The organism is Cohnella sp., assembly GCF_041641335.1.
Taxonomy (GTDB): Bacteria; Bacillota; Bacilli; order Paenibacillales; family Paenibacillaceae; genus Cohnella.
This window is the reverse complement of sequence record NZ_JBEPYQ010000021.1, coordinates 1-19,418: the sequence shown is the minus strand read 5'-3', so window position 1 is coordinate 19,418 and position 19,418 is coordinate 1. Positions and strand designations below refer to the sequence as shown.

At 51.9% G+C, this 19,418-nt stretch carries 16 protein-coding genes; 13 read left to right on the top strand and 3 right to left on the bottom strand.

Annotated elements, in window-relative coordinates:
* The first annotated feature begins 13 nt into the window (after positions 1–13).
* The 4 genes from ACESLM_RS09070 to ACESLM_RS09055 are packed head-to-tail and all read left to right on the top strand — an operon-like array spanning position 14 to position 7,956.
* Complete coding sequence (locus tag ACESLM_RS09070; protein ID WP_372631242.1) at positions 14–2,347, top strand: AraC family transcriptional regulator; 2,334 nt, start codon at positions 14–16, stop codon at positions 2,345–2,347.
* A gap of 27 nt (positions 2,348–2,374) precedes the next feature.
* A complete protein-coding gene (locus ACESLM_RS09065) occupies positions 2,375–4,021 on the top strand; it encodes an extracellular solute-binding protein (protein ID WP_372631241.1) in 1,647 nt (548 codons plus the stop codon).
* 45 nt (positions 4,022–4,066) lie between these two features.
* Positions 4,067–7,045: a family 43 glycosylhydrolase gene (locus ACESLM_RS09060; RefSeq protein ID WP_372631240.1), complete on the top strand. Its 2,979-nt coding sequence runs from the start codon at positions 4,067–4,069 to the stop codon at positions 7,043–7,045.
* Positions 7,042–7,956, top strand: coding sequence for a glycoside hydrolase family protein (locus ACESLM_RS09055; protein ID WP_372631239.1), 915 nt, complete (start codon positions 7,042–7,044; stop codon positions 7,954–7,956). Before ACESLM_RS09060 ends, ACESLM_RS09055 begins: the two co-directional genes overlap by 4 nt.
* A 75-nt stretch (positions 7,957–8,031) precedes the next feature.
* Here the strand turns inward: ACESLM_RS09055 and ACESLM_RS09050 are convergent, their stop codons facing one another.
* On the bottom strand, positions 8,032–8,838 hold the full coding sequence (locus ACESLM_RS09050) for a polysaccharide deacetylase family protein (RefSeq protein WP_372631237.1): 807 nt from the start codon (positions 8,836–8,838) through the stop codon (positions 8,032–8,034).
* A gap of 14 nt (positions 8,839–8,852) precedes the next feature.
* Entirely contained in the window at positions 8,853–10,349 is a 1,497-nt protein-coding gene (locus ACESLM_RS09045; RefSeq protein WP_372631236.1) for an alpha-L-fucosidase, read from the bottom strand.
* Between the two features lie 126 nt (positions 10,350–10,475).
* On the opposite strand from ACESLM_RS09045, the gene ACESLM_RS09040 reads away from it, so the two are divergent.
* The 4 genes from ACESLM_RS09040 (at position 10,476) to ACESLM_RS09025 (ending at position 15,289) form a co-directional block, all read left to right on the top strand.
* A complete protein-coding gene (locus ACESLM_RS09040) occupies positions 10,476–11,312 on the top strand; it encodes an AraC family transcriptional regulator (protein ID WP_372631235.1) in 837 nt (278 codons plus the stop codon).
* Between the two features lie 96 nt (positions 11,313–11,408).
* On the top strand, positions 11,409–12,986 hold the full coding sequence (locus ACESLM_RS09035) for a spore germination protein (protein ID WP_372631234.1): 1,578 nt from the start codon (positions 11,409–11,411) through the stop codon (positions 12,984–12,986).
* Positions 12,955–14,172, top strand: coding sequence for a Ger(x)C family spore germination protein (locus tag ACESLM_RS09030; protein ID WP_372631233.1), 1,218 nt, complete (start codon positions 12,955–12,957; stop codon positions 14,170–14,172). Before ACESLM_RS09035 ends, ACESLM_RS09030 begins: the two co-directional genes overlap by 32 nt.
* 25 nt (positions 14,173–14,197) lie before the next feature.
* Positions 14,198–15,289: a GerAB/ArcD/ProY family transporter gene (locus ACESLM_RS09025; RefSeq protein WP_372631232.1), complete on the top strand. Its 1,092-nt coding sequence runs from the start codon at positions 14,198–14,200 to the stop codon at positions 15,287–15,289.
* A gap of 33 nt (positions 15,290–15,322) precedes the next feature.
* Here ACESLM_RS09025 and ACESLM_RS09020 read toward each other — a convergent pair whose 3' ends face one another.
* Positions 15,323–15,532 carry a YczF family membrane protein gene (locus ACESLM_RS09020; protein ID WP_372631231.1) on the bottom strand — a complete coding sequence of 70 codons (210 nt, stop codon included), beginning with the start codon at positions 15,530–15,532 and terminating at the stop codon, positions 15,323–15,325.
* Between the two features lie 178 nt (positions 15,533–15,710).
* Here ACESLM_RS09020 and ACESLM_RS09015 point away from each other — a divergent pair, with 178 nt between their 5' ends.
* The 5 genes from ACESLM_RS09015 (at position 15,711) to ACESLM_RS08995 (ending at position 19,351) form a co-directional block, all read left to right on the top strand.
* The gene (locus tag ACESLM_RS09015; RefSeq protein WP_372631230.1) at positions 15,711–16,028 is read left to right on the top strand and encodes a hypothetical protein; all 318 of its coding nucleotides are present in this window, start codon (positions 15,711–15,713) and stop codon (positions 16,026–16,028) included.
* A gap of 31 nt (positions 16,029–16,059) precedes the next feature.
* Positions 16,060–17,073 (top strand): UV DNA damage repair endonuclease UvsE, encoded by a 1,014-nt coding sequence (gene uvsE / locus ACESLM_RS09010; protein ID WP_372631229.1) that lies wholly within the window; start codon positions 16,060–16,062, stop codon positions 17,071–17,073.
* Between the two features lie 123 nt (positions 17,074–17,196).
* Positions 17,197–17,964, top strand: coding sequence for an enoyl-ACP reductase FabI (fabI, locus tag ACESLM_RS09005; protein WP_372631228.1), 768 nt, complete (start codon positions 17,197–17,199; stop codon positions 17,962–17,964).
* A 228-nt stretch (positions 17,965–18,192) separates the two neighbouring features.
* Positions 18,193–19,038 carry an inositol monophosphatase family protein gene (locus tag ACESLM_RS09000; RefSeq protein WP_372631227.1) on the top strand — a complete coding sequence of 282 codons (846 nt, stop codon included), beginning with the start codon at positions 18,193–18,195 and terminating at the stop codon, positions 19,036–19,038.
* Positions 19,039–19,090: 52 nt separating this feature from the next.
* A complete protein-coding gene (locus tag ACESLM_RS08995; protein WP_372631226.1) occupies positions 19,091–19,351 on the top strand; it encodes a hypothetical protein in 261 nt (86 codons plus the stop codon).
* Positions 19,352–19,418: the final 67 nt, after the last annotated feature.

Here is a 19,418-nt window from a genome sequence, read left to right as displayed (position 1 = left end):
TGGGGGCGTACATATGAAGCATGTCCTGGCCGTTTTTCGAAAAAAAAATATGTTGTTTAAGATCATTCTGTCCTACGTGTTGATTGGATTCGTGGTAATTGGCTGCTTTTCCTATGCGGTTCTCAAGACGGTATCCTCCAACATGACGCAGGAAATTGTGGAAACCTCGACAAGAATGATGAATCAGACCTACAATACGGCGGATATTCTGCTTACCTTCACGTACAATTATTATTCTCAGATTTATCTGAATAATGAGTATTTATCGAAGGCCTTGAATGGGACCTCCTTTAATACCCACGATATCTACGAAATTAACAGCCAATTGGCAGGGTTTAAAGATACCAACCCCTTAGTCGCCTCGATCTATGTCTATAATTACAAAGCGGGCATTGTTTTCAATTCGGCCAAGATCTTTAGCAAGATGGATCATTTTTATGATAGAGGCATGGCGGACTTTCTGAAAAAGGGGGATTTATCAAGGAGCGGCTTGTTTATACCGAGAACAGCGACCTTATCGTATTCATCGCAGTCTAATAAGGTGATCTCGGAAAACTATATTTCGATCATCTATACAAGGATTGGCTCGGGTGAAGAGCAAAACAGCATGGTATTGAACCTGGATCAGACGGTGCTTCAATCCTTAATTTTGAAAGGAAACGATGCAGGACCGAATAAGATGATGATCATTAACGATCAAGGTCTCGTTATTTCCAAACCGCTGGCTTGGTCTTACGATGACACGTCAACCCAGCAAATTCTTTCTGAAATCGTGCATTCCGCCAGTCCACGCGGAGAGATGGATCAGGCAGTCCAAGGACAAACGTATCGTATTTCTTATGTGAAGTCGGATAAACTAGGCTGGAATTTCATTGTATTTACAGAAAAGAACCAATTGTTAGGGAAGGTCCATACGTTACAGAACTTCATACTTGTCCTGACGTTGGTTAGTCTTCTTATGATTACAATTACATCCGCCTTCTTCGCAAGAATGATCTATATCCCGATCGCTAAGCTGCTTCATAAAATCAAAACAAACACAGAGGCTAAAGACAAGGCTGTCCTGAACGAATATGATTTGCTTGACAAGTCTTTCTCGCTATTGGAAGGCAAAGTTCAAACCTTGCAAAAGGACTTCAATCAAACTGTACCTATGCGTAAGCAAAGCCTTCTTCGGTCGGTTCTCAACGGGAACATTAATCGTAATGTGGAAATGAAGAAAGCAATGGAAAATCTGCAAATCGGGTCGGCGTCGGATCGTTATATCGTTTGCGTGCTTAAAATCGATGGATTCCAGGATCTCTCGCAGAAATATGATACGGTTGATATTTCGCTATTCAAATTCGCCATTCAGAATATTAGTGAAGAGATCGTCGGAGACGAGTATAAAATGGAAGTCATTGAAAACGGTTACGACTCGTTAGATTTTATTTTCAATATAGGTACTGCTGAGGAAGAGCTTACAAGCGTGCTGAGAAGGATATGGGTCGAAATCCAAAAGAACATAAAAAGCTTTTTGAAAATCAGTGTTACTGTAGGGATTGGCTCCGTCGCGCACCAAATGGAACAAATGCGCGAATCCAGGGACTGCGCTTACCAGGCCGTCCTATACCGTTTAATCTATGGAACGAATAGTATCCTGTCCTACGATGATTGGATCGGAGCGGAATCCAGAGAGTATGAATATCCCGAATCGCTGGAGAAGCAGATGATGTCCAATCTCAAAGCTGGCGATGGGGAGACCTTAAAGGAATACACCTCCGAGTTTTTTTCTGAAATGATGGCCTTTAAGTATTACGAGATCACCCATTCCCTAACCCAACTGCTGATCATGACAATCCGCGCAGCTAAGAGCATGTCAAACCTGGAACAGGCAGATCATCATTTGGAAATCCATACTTGTCAGCAGCAATTATGGCGCCTCGACACGTTGGAACAAATGGAAGAATGGTACATGGATCTATGTAATCAAATCATCAAGCTTCGCGATCAGGAGTCCAAATCAAAGAATAGCAAGACGGTTGCTGCCTTAGTTGAATACATGAAAGTTAATTATTTGGACCCTAATATTTCGGTCGATCAGATGTCCCATTACGTAGGCTTGTCCACCAATTACATGAGACGATTATTCAAAGAGGAGATGGGCGTATCCGTTTCCGAATATCTTACGACCCTTCGCATGGATAAGGCAAAGGAGCTTTTAGTAAAAACAGACGATCCTGCCAGGAAGATTGGCGCAAACGTGGGATTCGAGAATACGAACTACTTCTACGTGTTATTCAAAAAGCATGTGGGCATGACTCCAGACCATTACCGCAGGGAGCATAAACTGGAGACGCTAGTATGATGGATGCGAATAACAGGGGGCAGTCAAATGAAACACAATAGATCCAGACTTGCTTTAGGTCTGATGATTGTCTGTAGTTTTAGTTTGTTCCTGTCGGCCTGCTCAACCCGTGAGCAAGAGAACAGCGCAAATCGTGGGTCAGATGCACAAGGAACGCAATCGTTGACGGAGGGAATTCCTGACCCGGCCACATTAAAAGTGTTGCTATTCGGGAAAAAACCCGTAGACATGGACAAAATTATACAGAAATTCGAGCAATTGACGCGTGAATCATTAAACACAACGCTTCAATTCGAGATTAGTCCTTACCTGGAATATGAACAAAAGATGAGGTTAAGAATGTCTACCGGGGAGCCCATCGACTTGATGTTCGATGCGCCATGGACCAAAAATTTATTCAATAATGTGAGCATGGGGTATTATCAACAACTAGACAAGTACTTTAACAACGAGGATTATCCAGGTCTGAAGAAAGCATTTCCGCAGGAGATGATGGAGGCAAATAAAATTAACGGCCATATCTATACGATCCCTTTGTTCGACTCTTATTACGACCCGCCGGCAATTGCCATTCGGAAGGACATTCGGGAGTCGCTAGGGATGAAACCGTTGGAAACATTGGAGGATCTGATCCAATTTTACGATAAAGTGCTCGATCAATATCCGGAATATATTCCGGCGGCGATCGGCAGCAGAGGCATTTTTCAATTGGGATTGCCTGATCAGAAAGGGCACAACGACATTCGATTAGCCTCGATTATGTCAAATTCGTTTACGGGCGGCATTCCGTTTAATGTGGCGTTGTCCAAGGATGGCAAGGAGGTAATCGGCGCTGCGACCATCGGCGATCCCGATTCGGAATTTGCTCACTTTCCTGCTCCTTTTAATTCCCATGACTCGATTTACGGACATTTCGGGACCCGGGTTCAATTTCGCAAGTACAACAACGCGAATCCGCTGTCGCTAGAAATAGAAGATGCAATTGAATTAACCAGAGAGGCTTCGAGAGCCGATACAACCCTATTCGGGATAGCCAACCTTAGGAAGGATTTGAAGCTTGTCGATCCCCAAGCGGATTACGAGCCATTCCTTATGGGGAGTCAGGCTCAACGCGATATGCAGCCGGCATCCATCGGAACCACGTTCCGCGCGAATAACAGCTTGGTGATCCCGGTTACATCCCGAAATACGGAGCGTACGATGAGGTTTTTGGACTGGCTCTTCGGCAGTCAAGAAAACCATGATTTATTCGAACTTGGGATTGAAGGCGAACATTGGATTAAGGATGGCGACAACGGGTATAAGTTGACTGCCCAATCCGCCAACTACCGCTTTCCCGGCTATGAACTAACTCTGAATCCAACCCTCTCTCGCCTCTTGACGGATAACGATCCGAAGACACTGGCTTACATGAAATGGGCAAGGGATAAGATTAGCTATTACCAGCTCCCGCTTTCCGGATTCGTATTTCATTCAACGCCGGTCGCAACGGAAATCGCTAAGGTCAAACCCGCTATGCTCCAAGCATCCGAACTGCTGATGACCGGTATGGTCGATGATTGGAAGGAGTACACGCAGGAACAAAACAAGAAATGGCGCGCCTTGGGTCTCGACACGATACGCGAAGAGGTTATTAAACAGGTACAAGCTTATCTTGATGCTGGCGGGAAGTAATCACCAACTGTCGATTTCGTAAATTTTCCAGGGGGGAGAACAACGATGAGTTATTTAAAGATTTGGGATGCGCCCGAAGGTGCGATTGGTCGGGATGATTTCGAGGTGAGCGTCCGCATCCCGGGACAGAATTGGGAGCCGTTATTCGTATATGAAGCTAAGGTGGACATGCACCATGTCAGACAGGCCTCTATGGCCTATTTTGACATGGAGGGAACGGTGGAGGTACGGGTCGAGAGCCTGAAGGGACCTATTCAACAAGCTGTCATCCGCCCGCTCTCGAAGCGGATCCCGTTCGAAGTGGAAGATGCGGTCGTTACCTTCCGGTTGGAAGAACCGTGCAAGCTGTCTATTGAAGTGAACGGGGACCGCTTTAGCAATCTTCATCTTTTCGCGAATGCTCCGGAGGAGAATCCCCCGCAACCAGACGCACCGAACGTGATGTTCCTGAAGCCTGCCATTCATCGGATGGCGGATATCGACCGTTTGGCTAACCGTCCGCTGCAGCCCGGAGGCGCGGCACCGGAAGTGATCTATTTCGGGCCTGGGATGCATTATCTGGAGGAGACGATCTTCCGTATTCCTTCCGGGAAAACCGTCTATATTGCCGGCGGCGCCATTGTTGTCGGTTCCCTTGTCTGCGATCATGTACAAGATGTCGCCATTCGTGGCAGAGGGGTGCTCTATCTATCAGATTTCCACCGGTTCTCCGCTTTCCGGGGCGTTAGGATCACGTTCTCGCACCATATTTCAGTGGAAGGTATCGTGCTGCTCGATCCGCCTCACTATAGCATTTACATCGGCAAGTCCGAGCATATCCGGATCCGCAACTTCAAGTCATTCAGCACGCGAGGATGGTCCGATGGGATCGACATGATGTCCAGCTCGCATGTGGAGATAGACGATGTGTTCCTGCGGACATCCGACGATTGTATAGCCATATACGGAAGCCGCTGGGATTATAAAGGAGATTCGCGCTGCATTCATGTCAAAAACTCCGTCCTTTGGGCAGACGTAGCTCACGCGATGAACATCGGCGGGCATGGGGACTATCGTCGGGGAGGCGATCTGATCGAAGACATCAAGTTCAGCAATATCGATATATTGGAGCACCATGAACCCCAACCTGGTTATTGGGGGGCCATGAACATTAACGTAGGAGATAATAACACGGTGCGGAATGTCTGCTACGAGGATATCCACGTGGAGGATTTCGAGCTTGGGCAGCTTGTGGATCTGCGCGTGGTATTTAATGAAAAATATAATCCTGCAGCCGGCAAGAGGATTGAGAACGTCGAATTCCGGAATGTGACCTACAATGGAAGAAATGAAAATAGAAACCGCATACACGGGTTTAACCCTGAAAGAACCGTAGGCGGTGTGACCTTTACAAATCTGCGGATTAACGGCGAGTTGATTCTAAGTGCGGAGCAGGGGAATTTCGACATTAACGAACATACCCATGACATTCAGTTTCGTATAGAATACCCCTTTTCGAAGAAGGGAGCATGGGGAGATCAGGGGGACGGCACCTATGTCAATCCTGTCTTGCCGGGAGATTTCAGCGATCCGGATGTCATTCGAGTCGGGGACGATTATTACGGCATCTCCTCTACCTTGCATTGCTCTCCGGGGATGGCGGTGCTGCATTCCAAAGACCTTGTGAATTGGAGAATGATCGGGCATGTCGTTAAAGATTTGACAAGCATCGGCCCCGAATACAATTATGATCGAATGAACCGGTACGGCAGAGGAGTCTGGGCAGGGGCTATCCGATTCCACAAGAATAAGTATTGGGTCTATTTTTTCACGCCCGATGAAGGATTGTTTATGAGCACGGCTTCCGATCCTGCGGGACCTTGGGCACCGCTTCATCAAGTTTGGGCGGTTAGCGGATGGGACGACTGTTGTCCGTTTTGGGACGATGACGGGCAAGGCTACTTCGTTGCCACTCATTTTGCCGATAATTATAACATCCATTTATTTAAACTAAGCGAAGACGGCAAAGAGCTGCTGTTTGACAGCGATACGATTATTCATCAGTACAAAGGGAGCGAAGCCAATAAGCTCTACAAAATAAACGGAACCTATTATTTCTTCCATAGCGAGGTTCGCCTTGAGGAAGGCGTTGAGGTCAGAGTCGTCATGATGTTGAGGTCAGAGCATATTTATGGGCCTTATGAGGAAAAGGAAATTATCCATACACACGGAAAGGAAATAGACCGGGAGCCGAATCAGGGCGGACTTGTCCAGACGGGTTCCGGGGATTGGTACTTCATTAGCCATCAGGGATCGGGCGATTTCGAAGGCAGACCGCTTCACTTGCTGCCCGTAACATGGGTAGACGGATGGCCGATCATCGGAAACGATATCGACGGCGACGGAATCGGGGAGATGGTATGGGGAGGCAGGAAGCCCCTCAACGGACATCCCGCGACGGATCTGTCCACGAACGACGATTTCGACCGGGCGGCGCTTGAGCCGTATTGGGAATGGAACCATCAGCCAAGAGCCGACAAATGGTCGTTAACGGAACGACCCGGCTATTTGCGCCTACACGCATGCCAACCCATCGATAAAGACAATTTCTTTACCGTATGCAACATCCTTTCGCAAAGAGCGTATAGAACGGCTCACAATGAGGCAACCGTACGATTAGAGATCGGCGGCATGGCGGACGGGCAGGAAGCGGGGCTTTGCCATTTCGCGAAAACTCATTGCACGATTGGCGTCCATCAACGGAATGGGACAAGGGTTCTGAAGTTTAACCATTCGGGAACGATGGAATGGGGCCCGGAATTATCAGGTTCCACCCTGTGGTTAAGGTCTGTGTGGAACCTGGACGGAATCAGCCGGTTCGAATATAGCGTCGATGGGGACCATTTCACGAGCTTTGGAGACGCCTATCAGCTGGGGTGGGGGAATTACAGGGGAGACCGAATTGGGCTATACAGCTATAACGGCGAGCGTGAACAGGGTTATATCGATGTAGACCGATTTTGTTATGAGGTGGAGAATATATGAAATCGCCATTGTTTAGGGATCCCATCTATGATGGAGCGGCAGATCCTGTCGTCATCTGGAATCGTCAGGCCAAGGAATGGTGGATGATCTATACGAACCGCCGCGCAACGCAGGAAGGGCCGAAATTCGGATGGGTGCATGGCACCGATCTCGGCGTTGCTTCTTCATCGGATGGCGGATCAACCTGGTTATACCGGGGAACCTTGGAAGGTCTCGAAACCGAATGGGGCAGAAATACGTTCTGGGCGCCTGAAATCATTTGGCATGATGGGCTTTATCATATGTATGTCACTTACGTTCACGGCGTACCGGTAGATTGGACGGGCAAGGCTCGTATCAGGCATTATACAAGCCCGGACCTTATTCGTTGGGAGTTCCAGTCCACGCTTGGCATTAGCGAGGAGAACGTGATCGATGCCTGCGTGTACCGGCTGCCGAACGGCACGTTTCGAATGTGGTTTAAGCAGCGGAATCATACCTACGCGGCCGAGAGCAAGAATCTGTATAATTGGCAGCCGATCGGTCCGGTGATCACCGAAAGAGGACACGAAGGACCGAATGTGTTTCACTTAAAAGGATATTATTGGCTTATCATAGACGAATGGAGAGGACAAGGTGTTTTCCGCTCCGATGATCTTATGACTTGGGAACGAAACGGCCTCATTCTCGACCACCCTGGCAAACGTAAGGATGACGGGACGATCGGCCTTCACGCGGATGTGGTCGTTCAAGGAGAAGAAGGGTATATCTTCTATTTCACTCATCCCGGCCGTGTGAATGGACATCATGAAGATTCGGACTATGAAATGCGCCGCTCGTCCATTCAGGTAGCCAGGCTGGAGGTTGTGGACGGTGTGCTGGTCTGCGACCGCGACAAGGAGTTTGCGTTGGATCTAAGAGCGGAAGAATGAATGCAGTCCTGCAACAGAAGAAGGGACTGTCCCAGGTCGATTACTGCGGGACAATCCCTTTAACATCCGCAATCGTCAATCCTTAGACAGATTCAGCAATTGACCAGCCGACACCTGAATAGACTCTTCATCAGCGCTGATCCAGACGTCCAAGGCGGAAGGATTGTATACCAACCTTCTATCAACCGAAAATTGCAGTCGTTCTAGTGCATTCTTATAAGCAATGATTTCTGCGTTCGTTGCATACCAGATGGTATCATTATCCATAAGAAGCTCTCCTACCTGGTCGATGAGCTCCCAATTATCGTCATGATCAAACTCGTAACTATGACCCCAAATGTAGAGCAGAGACATCCTGTTAAACCAGTCACCATGAGCAATGAAAGCCTGGGTCCGCTCTACCATTTGCTTATGATGGCAGGTGGGGTGCCAACGAAGGGGGTCAGACGGCATATCGAATTGGCCATGACTGTTAACCGTTCTTGCATATTCGATTCCGAGCGCCGGCAACATGGACACAACCTTATCATCATAGGTTCCAAAAGGATAACTCATGCCTCGGACGGGGTAGCCAACCAGGCCTTCGAGTGCCCTTCGATCCTCCAATATTTCGTGCGCCACTTGGTCAGGTGGAGAAATTTCCAAAAAGGGATGATCAACCGTGTGTGCGGATACCTCATGACCCCGATATAACGTTTTAACTTCTTCCGCTTCGATGTAGCCCTCTCTACCCAATAAACCGGAATTCAGGTGAAAGGACCCCTTGAGGCCGTATTGATTCATTTTGCTCACGAGTAGGCGATCCTGCGACCGCCCGTCATCAAAGCTGAAGGTTACAGCCTTGGACCGTCCCCCCGGAAATAGCTTGTATTGAATTCTCATCTTGGATCTCCCCTTTAAGGCTTTAGTTCGATCGCCAGGCAGTTGACGTAAGGCGTCGGACGCCGGTCTGGAAGCGAAACGATCAGAGCCCCGTAGGGCTGTTCGAACGGAACTTCACCCACGCCAAGCAATCGGACAGACTGCACCCGGTCTGCCGGAGTCAACGTACGGATGAAGGCGCGATGATCATCCGGCCACCGCATCAGGAAGGCGTAAAGCGTATTTCCCTTTTGGGTGAAACGGAAGTCGCCTGAATTCCATTCTACTCTGTCTTCCTTGAAATGATCAATGACAACGCTGGAATGGCCTTCGCCCGATACGCGGAAAGGCCGGGTGCCATGCACGCCTTCCCCGCATACCTGAATCCATTGGGCCATCTCTTTCAGAATATGCGTGCACTCGTCATCTATCGTGCCGTCCGGCTTCTGCGGAATATTAAGGAGCAGGTTGCCGTTTTTGGCAATGATATCTACGAAAATTTCGATGACGTGCCCCGGTTTCTTGTATTCGGTTTTCACATTGTAGAACCAATCCCCGACACAAGTATCGGTCTGCCATGGGTCAGGCCTGATGTCCGGCAACTGGCTGCGCTCAATGTCGAGGATCCCGATGCGGTAAACGTCCTGCCTCCGGTCTTTCTGATTATAAACCGCGCGATTCACTCCGCCATTGGCCGCTGCGTTCGTATTGTACAGGTGCGCGACCGCTTGCAGTCCGGCCGCGAATAACGGGTCGTCCAAGGAGGCATCTTTATGATCCCATGCGCTGGCGAAGGGAAGCCCGCCGTCGGAATAGAACAGATCCGGCTGGTACAGATCGATGACTTCTTTGACGACGTCGAACCAGCGCTGATGCCATTCAGGATTGGAGGTATACCATGGCGTCGGTTCGGACGACAGGTTGTCGGGATCGTAATGCTCGCGGTTCGGCAAATAAAAATCCTCGTACTCCGGGTCGTTGCCGTCATAAGGGATGCCCGCGTACGGACCCTCCTTATCCTGTCCCTTATTGAATTTATACCAGCTGAACGTTGCTCCGAGATGTTCGGTCAGACCGAAAGGCAGTCCCCGCCGGGAAGCGGCGGCTTTCCACAGGGCTACGATATCTTTCTTCGGTCCCATATTGACGGAGTTCCAACGGTGGATTTTCGAATCGTAATTGAAGAAGTTATCGTGGTGCATCGCCTGCGCGACGAAATACTTGGCGCCGGCAGCTACGTACAAGTCCATCAGCGATTCCGGATCGAATTTCTCCGCTTTCCATTGCTGCGCGATATCTTTAAATCCGAATTTCGACGGATGCCCGTAATGACGAATATGATACCGGTATTGGTCGGAGCCTTCGAGATACATGTTCCTCGCGTACCAGTCCCCGTACATCGGCACCGATTGCGGACCCCAGTGCGACCATATGCCTAATTTGGCGTCCCGGAACCATTCCGGGCACGCGAATGTCCTGAGCGATTCGAATGAGGGTTCGAACGGACCCTTGGCGATTTGCGCCTTAACCATGCGGATCAAGCCTCCCATTTGTTATGCTACAGAATTATCCTAGCAATACCGTGGTATACTCTTGAATATAGAATCCTAACTTCCTGATGGTTAAAATTATCTATCTTTCATACAAGGTGACTGACCATGGACAATGTCAGGCAACAGCTGATCCGGCTTTATCTCGATAATCTACAGGTCCGCGTAACCGAAATGGGATTTAAGCAGGTTTTGCCCGACTGGCGGGACCTCGATTACACGCCGGATTATAATAAATTTTATTTGATTTGCGAGGGCGAAGGTTGGCTGAAAATCGGCGACACGGAATATGCTCCCCAACCGGGACAGTGGTTTCTGATGCCGCAGGGAGTGAAGCAATCGTACTCCTACGCGTCCGGACCGAGGTTTACGAAATATTGGTGCCATTTTACGGCAATGGTAGGGGAAAACAATCTATTTGATCTTCTGAAAATCCCTGTCGTTCTCGATTCGGGAGTCGAGGGCGAACCTCAGCGGCTGTTCCGGGAGCTGCTTGCTTGTGAAAACGATACGTCCTTGACTGCCCCTTTGCTGTTAAAAACCGCTATGATGAAGCTGATCGCCCATTATATCGAGCGAGCGGCGTCCAGCGCGGTCGGCGTCGAGCCTGCAGCAGAGTCCATGCCGCTTCAAGCCGTCATCGAGCATATCCATCTTCATTACAATCGAAACCTAACCATCGACGAGCTGGCGGAACGCGCCCACCTGCACCCCAATTATTTTATTCGCGTGTTCAGAAGGCATTTCGGCACGTCTCCGATCCAGTACGTGAACAGAAAAAGAATCGAAGAGGCCAAGTGGCTGTTAACCTCTACCGACCTCAAGCTGGCAGAAATAGGCGCGAGAGTGGGCATTCCCGACGTTTCCTACCTGTCCAAGCTATTCAAATCCTCGACAGGCTTATCCCCGACGCCATATCGATTGACTCATCGTTCGAATCCCTGAATTCGTATACTTCTGAATAGTCAAGGATCCGGCAGCGGTTGAATAGCGGTAACTCAATACGCAAATACTGGAAAGAAATGCTTCACAAGGGACAGGATGTTGATGAAACGGACGGGTTACCGGGTCGGGAAAGAAGGCGCCGAAGGGAAGGATTCGCGGCAAAACGGCCGGGTGCTTCGGCGGGAAATGGCCGATACGGTCGGTTCCGTCAAGGAAGCTTTAGGCCATAGTCCGGACTTGATCGTACGTACTTTTCTAATGCGGGGAGAGCCGCAGGTCCAGGTTGCGGTCATATATATTGACGGGCTAACGGATAAGGAAAAAGTGAATGATTTTATCATGCAGTCGCTATGGGGCGCGCCGACGGAAACCGACCTGACGGCGGCCAAAGCCGATTGCATCGGAGTATTTAAAGAGATCCTGGCAAGGGCAACGACTGTCGGGGGCGTCATGGTCCGGACCGATTGGAACGATATGATGCACAGCCTGTTGTCGGGCGATATCGTCATCTTGGTGGACGGGTGCGCCGAAGCGATTATCGGGGACCTTCGCGGCGGGAGCTGGAGAGCGATAGCGGAGCCTACGACCGAGGTTACCGTCCGCGGTCCGAAAGACAGCTTCATCGAATCCATCCAGACGAATGTCTCGCTGATCCGAAGAAGACTTAAGAATCCGAATTTATGGGTCGAACCGATGACGATCGGCCATTCATCCAAAACCGACATTGCGATCGTCTACGTAAGAGGCGTTGCGGAAGATCGTCTGGTTCAGGAAGTGAAGCAACGGCTGTCCGCGATTCGTATCGATGCGATTCAGGGATCAGGTTACATCGAAGAGCTGATTCGGGATCAAACGATTACCCCCTTCCCAACGTTGTACAGTACGGAACGGCCGGACATGGCCGTCGGTCAACTGCTGGAGGGACGAGTCGCGATCGTCGTCGACGGGACCCCGTTCACGCTGAGCGTACCGACCAACTTCTCGCAATTTTTAAAATCGACGGAGGATTACTATCTACGGTTTCACTTTGCCGTATTTATGCGAATCGTCAGGTATGCCAGTTTTTTTATTTTGCTGCTGCTGCCGTCGATTTACATTGCCGTAACGACCTTTCATCATGAAATGATCCCGACCATCCTGGTCATCAATTTATTGGCGCAACGCGAAGGGATTCCGTTTCCCGCCTTCTTCGAGGCGCTGCTCATGGAGGTTTCGTTCGAGATCATGCGGGAAGCCGGCGTCCGGATGCCGCGGGCGGTCGGACAAGCCGTATCGATTGTCGGCGCCATCGTGCTGGGCTCGGCGGCCGTCGAAGCTGGCGTCGTCACCGCGATGATGGTCATCGTCGTATCCCTGACGGGGATCGCCAGCTTTGCCACCCCGGGCGTCCAGTTGAACAACGCCGTCCGGGTGATTCGCTTCCCGATGATGATCTTGGCGTCCACCTTCGGCTTCTACGGCGTCATGATGGGGATGATTTTTCTCGTGGCGCATATGACCAGCTTGAAATCGTTTGGCGTTCCGTATCTGTATCCGTTCTCTCCGTTCGATCCAAGGCGTCAAGAAGATACAATATGGCGCTCCTCCATCCGAACGTCCCGTACGCGACCGGATCTTAGCGCGAAACAGGAGGGATTATCCGATGCTTCGGAAGGGAAACGTCAAGATTCGTAGACTCGGCCTTCCAGGCTTGGCGTTGCTTGGTTTGATTTTCCTATCGGGCTGCTGGGACTACCGGGAGCTGAACGAGCTTTCCCTCGCCATGGCCATTGGCATAGACAAGGACGCGAAAACCGGCGATTATCGCGTCACGTTTCAAATCGTCAATTCCAAGGAAATCGCCGGCCGCAATGCTACTGGAGCCGTAGCCCCTGTTGCGGTTTTCACCGAATCGGGAGAAACGGTGTTTGAAGCGGTTCGCAAGGTTGCGCTTAAGGGCTCGCGACGAATTAGCCTGCAGCATTTGCGGGATCTGGTGATCGGCGAGCGGCTAGCGAGAGAAGGAGTGAAAGAGCTGTTCGATCTTCTGGAACGCGACCATGAATCGCGGCTGACGACGAGAGTGTATATCGCCAGGGGAACAGATGCGGAAACGCTGCTAAAGACGCTAACGCCGATCGACGAAATTCCGGCCAACGCCATACTGGGCAAGATCCAGCTTGCGGAAAGTACAGTAGGGGAAAACTATGAAGTTCAGCTGGTCGAAGCCATTCACGGCATATACCGCAAGAACGCAGGCCTCGCCATCAGCGGGATCAAGCTTACAGGCCCAGAGACGACAGGCAGGAAGAGGGCAAATTTAATGCATACGGATCCGCCCGCAGCATTGAAGGTTGCCGGCATGGCCGTCATGAAGAACGGCAAGCTGGTCGGTTGGCTGAACCGGAACGAGACGCGCGGCGTTGCATGGATCAACAATAAGCTGAAAAGCACGATTGTCAATCTGAAATGCGAGCCGAAAGGAAAGATCGCCGTCGAGACTTACGGATCGGCAACCAAGCTGAAAGCGGATGTCCGGGATGATCGGCCGGTCATTCGGATCATCATCAAGCAAACCGGAAAAGTGGGAGAAGCGAATTGTCCGGTCGATCTCACGAAATCGGACGAAATCAAGAAACTGGAACAGCAGTGGGAAGCCATAACCGTGCATGAAGTCAAGCAAGCCGTAAAATTGGCGAAACGGTTGAACAGCGATATTCTCGGATTCGGAGAGGCCGTGCAACGGGACCGGCCCAAGGCGTGGAAGGCGATGGAGAAGGAATGGGGGGAACTCTTTCGGACCTGCAAGGCGGAAGTGACGGTGGAGACGGTTCTGTTAAGGACGGGCATGACGACGAAATCGAGCATGACCAATAAATAGATCCAGGCGGAAAGGCGGCGGCAGGGTGGAAAAAGCGAAAATCAGTCCCGGACAAATGGCGGCGTTGATCTTCCTGTTCGAGATGGGCACCGCCTTGGTCGTCAGTCTGGGTTTGGACGCCGAGAAAGACGCATGGATCGCCATTCTTCTGGGAACAGCGGGGGGGCTTGCGTTGCTCGGGCTGTACGCTTCCTTGTATCGGCGCTATCCGGATCTGCCGCTTACAAGCTATGCAATAGAGATCCTGGGCAAATGGATCGGGTGGCCGCTAGGCTTGCTATACGCGCTCTTCTTCATTTACGGGGCGGCGAGAGATATGCGAGACGGGGCCGATCTGCTGATCACCTCGGTGCTGGATCAAACGCCGTTGGTCGCGATAGGCGCCTTGATGATGCTGACGATCGGATATGTGTTGCATAAAGGCATCGAAGTACTGGCGCGCACGGCTCAAATCTATTTTGCGGTAATGGTCGTTCTGGGGGTTCTAAGTAATTTACTGTTGATTGTATCCGGAGTGATTGACGTTGATCGGCTTCTTCCCGTGTTGGAGAAAGGATGGGGACCCGTTCTCGATACGACGCTCACGCAGTCTTTCGAGTTCCCGTTCGCCGAAATGATTTGCTTTACGATGCTTTTTCCTTATTTGAGCCGGCCCGGTAAAGGAATCCGCTGGTCTTTTGTCGCTCTGTTCGCGAGCGGTCTCGTATTAAGCTTCAGTATGGCCATGAACATTGCCGTATTGGGCGTTGATATTGCCAGTCGCTCCACTTTTCCGCTCCTGACGACGATCAGCCTGGTGAATATCAAGGAGTTCATCCAGCGCCTGGACGTGTTTGTCGTGATGACGCTCATTATCGGCGATTTCTTCAAGGTAGCGATCTTCTATTATGTCGCCGTGCTCGGGATATCCGGGTTATTTCGTATTGGCGATTATCGAAAGCTGGTCTATCCGGTCGGGTTGATTATCTATTGTCTTTCGCTCATCATTGCGGCCAACTTTGCGGAACATATCGAGGAAGGGAATCTTGCTCTGTCCTCCGTTTTTTTATTGTTCGGCGTCTTCCTGCCGCTTCTGCTCTGGATTGTAGCCTTCGTGCGCCAACGATCTCTGGCTTAAATGGCGGGGACGAGGGTTGTTTGCCGACTTGGATTATCCTTGGCGAGCGTGCATGATTTCCAGAGCCGCAACGATGAAAATCAGGAGAGCGATAACGACCGTCTCCGCCTTCACCATGACACGAAAAGGCAGAAGGATCGATTTCAGGGCCATGTCGGGCGTAAATCCCAGCAACAAATCCATCATCACCGTAAATCCGATGGACAAGATGAAGACGATCGGGACAACGATCCACCGATTCAAAGTCATTCCCCCCCTTCCACATAGAATGCCGTGGAGAACGAGCATTTATCCCTTCAGTGATCGGGATGACAACGGCCTTTCCCTGCATCCCTTCCGGAGGGTATAATGAATGTCAGGAAAAGCGCGCGAGCAGCCGCGAAGCGGAGACAGACGCGCTAACGAGTCAGGAGGGAACGCCATGGGTTTTCAAACGGAATTCAATTCGGTGTGCAAATTCAAATCCGACCAGGAATTATACGAGCTGCTGGAATACGGGCGCGGCAAAATGGTCAAAAAGCAGTTTCGCGTGTTCCCGACAGGGCAGAAAGTGATCGCCTATACGCCCGATAACCAAGCGGTAGCTATCGTGCGTATAGTGGCGTCGATCGCCGAGATCAACTTCCAAGGGGAAGAAGTGACGCAGGTGGAGATGGAGCTCGTTCGCCGTTTGACCGAGGAGGAAGCAAGAGTCCAGACCGCGCTCGCACATGAAATGTTCTTCGGAGAGCAATCCTAGAACCCTCAAGCAAATCCGGGGGTGAAAGAGCATGATCGTCCGTTTCGGCTATGTCGCGATGTCCGTGCAGTTGGAGAATGCCTCCCCGTCGAAAACGATGACGATGGCGAGCTTCTCCAGGCTGGCGGATCGGGAAGCGGGGCTGCGCAGGCTCGAGAGGATCGCCGAGGAAAATCTGCGCAACACGCTGCGGCTGCTGAAGCATAACCGGTACTTGGGCGTTCGCGTGTACCGGATGACCTCGAAGCTCATTCCGCTGGCCACCCACGAGGACTTGCGGGATTGGGACCCGTACCCGGCTCTAGCGGCGTCGTTCGCGGAGGTCGGGGATTTCGTGCGCGAGCATGAGATGCGGGTGTCTTTTCACCCGGATCATTTTACGGTGTTGAATACGCCGCGCAAGGATGTGTTCGAGAAATCGGTCAACGATCTGAAGCATCATGTGCGGATTCTTGAAGCGATGGGACTGGACGGTCGGGCGCTGAACAACATTCACGTCGGCGGCAGCTATGGAGACAAGGATACGGCGGGAAAACGGTTCGTCGAGCAATTTCGTCTTATCGAGCCGAGAATTGCCAATCGAGTTACGCTGGAAAACGACGATAAGACGTTTACGGCCGAGGAGACGCTGGCCATCGCCGAGGAAGTCGGAGTGCCGATGGTGCTCGACATTCATCACGATGCGGTGAACCGGGGCAGCGAGACGACCGTGGAGCTGTGGCCGAGAATAATGCGCACTTGGGATCGGCTCGAATGGAACGTCGTCCATGGCGCCGATTCCGACCTTAAACTCCCGCCGAAAATTCACGTTTCCAGCCCCAAGAGCACCTCCGATCCTCGCGGTCACGCCGATTACGTCGAGCCGGAGCATCTGCTTGAATTTCTGCACGGTATCGCCGGGACAACGCCGGCTCTGGACGTCATGATCGAAGCGAAGAAGAAGGATGACGCGCTGCTGCGGTTGATGGAGCATTTTCGCTCGTTGGAAGCGGCTGGGCAGCCTGTTCGCGTGCTTGACGGAGGCACAGTGGAGATCCGGGCATGATCCTTCGATTCAAGCGTTCCTCCGGCGCATTTCATGATTGCATTCCCTTTGGAAATAAGGTACGTTGGAAAATGGAGGATGCTTATCCGTCCGCAGTATAACGAAGAGGAGGATTTCTGCGAAATGAACGGTTTGCTTGAGGGGAAAAATATCGTGGTCATGGGCGTCGCCAACGAGCGCAGCATTGCCTGGGCCATCGCGCAAGCGCTTGCATCGCAAGGAGCCAGACTGATTTTTACATACGAGAACGAACGGGTGGAAGAACGGGTCAAGAGGCTGTCCGGCACGATCGAGGGCTCGCTGACGCTGCAATGCAACGTGTCTTCCGATGAGGAGATCGAGGGGTTGGCGGCGAAGCTGAAGGAAGAGGTCGGCGTCGTCCATGGCTTGGCGCACTGTATCGCTTTCGCGAAGGCGGAGGAACTGGACGGACTGTACGTCAACACGTCGCGGGATGGATTCGCTCTGGCGCACGACGTCAGCGTCTACTCGCTGACCGCGGTGGCGCAGAGACTGTATCCGCTCATGACCGAAGGCGGCAGCGTCGTTACGCTGACTTATCTCGGTGCGGAGCGCACGCTTCAGAACTACAACGTCATGGGCGTCGCCAAAGCGGCTCTGGAGGCGTCGGTTCGTTATCTGGCCAGCGATCTCGGACCAAGCGGCATTCGGGTGAACGCGATCTCGGCAGGTCCAATCCGTACGCTCGCGGCCAAAGGAATCGCCGGCTTCAACACGATTCTGAAGCACGTCGAAGAGAAGGCGCCGCTGCGCCGCAACACGGAAGCCGCGGACGTCGGCGACGCCGCGCTGTTCCTCATGAGCCCGTGGGCGAGAGGAATTACCGGAGAAGTCATTCACGTCGACAACGGGTATAATATCGTAGGCTGAGTCGGCCTCGAACGGGAGAAGAGCTTTTCTCGCTTTTTGGCGGGGAAGGCTCTTTCCTATAAAACTTTGTAGATACGGGGACAATAAGCTATGATAAGGGAAAGTCGGGCGGAAAATAAGGCGGTCCGTAAGCGAACGCCGCAACCGCTCGTCGCCGTTTTCGTATATGATTAGAAGAAGGACAACCTGGTCCTTGCAACCGATTTCGAAGATTAGAGGGATGAATTCATGAATGCCAATCAACCGGAGAGCGTCATCGGCGGCAAGAGCTTCACCGCGGTAGCCGTCAATTGCGCGGCCAAAGCCGGGGAGTGGATCAAAAGCAAGAGCGGAAATATAACCCAACTGGATACGAAATATTCGGCGCAGGATTTGGTCACGGAAGTGGACAAGGGCGCGGAGAGAATGATTCGCAATTTGATCGCTACCCATTTTCCCGACCATGTTTTCTTAGGGGAAGAAGGAGTGGAGCCGGGCCCGAAAGCGTCGGCCAAGGCGCTGGAGGCGGTAAGCGACGCCGAGTATTTGTGGATCGTCGACCCGGTGGACGGAACGACGAACTATGTGCACGGCTTTCCTTTCTATTCGGTGTCCATCGCTCTGGCCCATCGGGGGGAAGTGATCGTCGGAGTCGTCTACGATCCGTCGCGGGACGAGCTGTTCGTCGCCGAACGGGGCAAAGGCGCGTACGTGCACGGCCGCAAGATGAGCGTGTCGCAGGAAGAGACGCTGAGCCAAAGCTTGGTCGCGACCGGATTCCCGGCCGATCCGCACGCAGCCTTGCCCGCCAATCTGGCGGATATTCAGGCTATCGCGCCCAAGGTTCGCAATCTGCGCGTGGCGGGCTCGGCGGCGCTGCATCTCGCTTACGTCGCGGCGGGGCGGCTGTCCGGGTTCTGGGAGCACAACCTGAGCGCCTGGGATGTCGCGGCCGGATCTTTGCTCGTCCAAGAAGCGGGCGGACGAATGTCCGACTTCGGCGGCGAGCCCTACCAGCTTGCCGTGCGCAACGTGCTGGCCACGAACGGCCGCATCCACGACGAACTGAGCCGGGAACTGAAAGCCGGCGGTTAGCACATGAGATGAAGCGCATTCGACCATCCTAGTGACGAAGGAGGCGAACGAATTGGAGCGCGAAGAAGCCGAAGAGCTGCTGGCCCGCAAGCTGAGCGAGGAGCCGGCGGAGGCCGACGAGGAAGAAGCCGGCGCCAAAGCCGCGAGGCGGCTGCACCCGAAGTGGGAAATCCGCATCCAGGCGAACGTCGACCCGATCGTCGAAGAGACGATCGCCTACCGCAATATCGCTGAAGAGGTGGACGGCAGGTATGATGGGGTTAGGACGGACGGCGGCAAACGAATAAGCAAGGATGAAGGACGCTCCGAGTGATCGGGGTGTCCTTTTTTTTGACGGCGTCGTACGATTGTTCGGCTTCGAACGCTTTCGCGATAAGGCG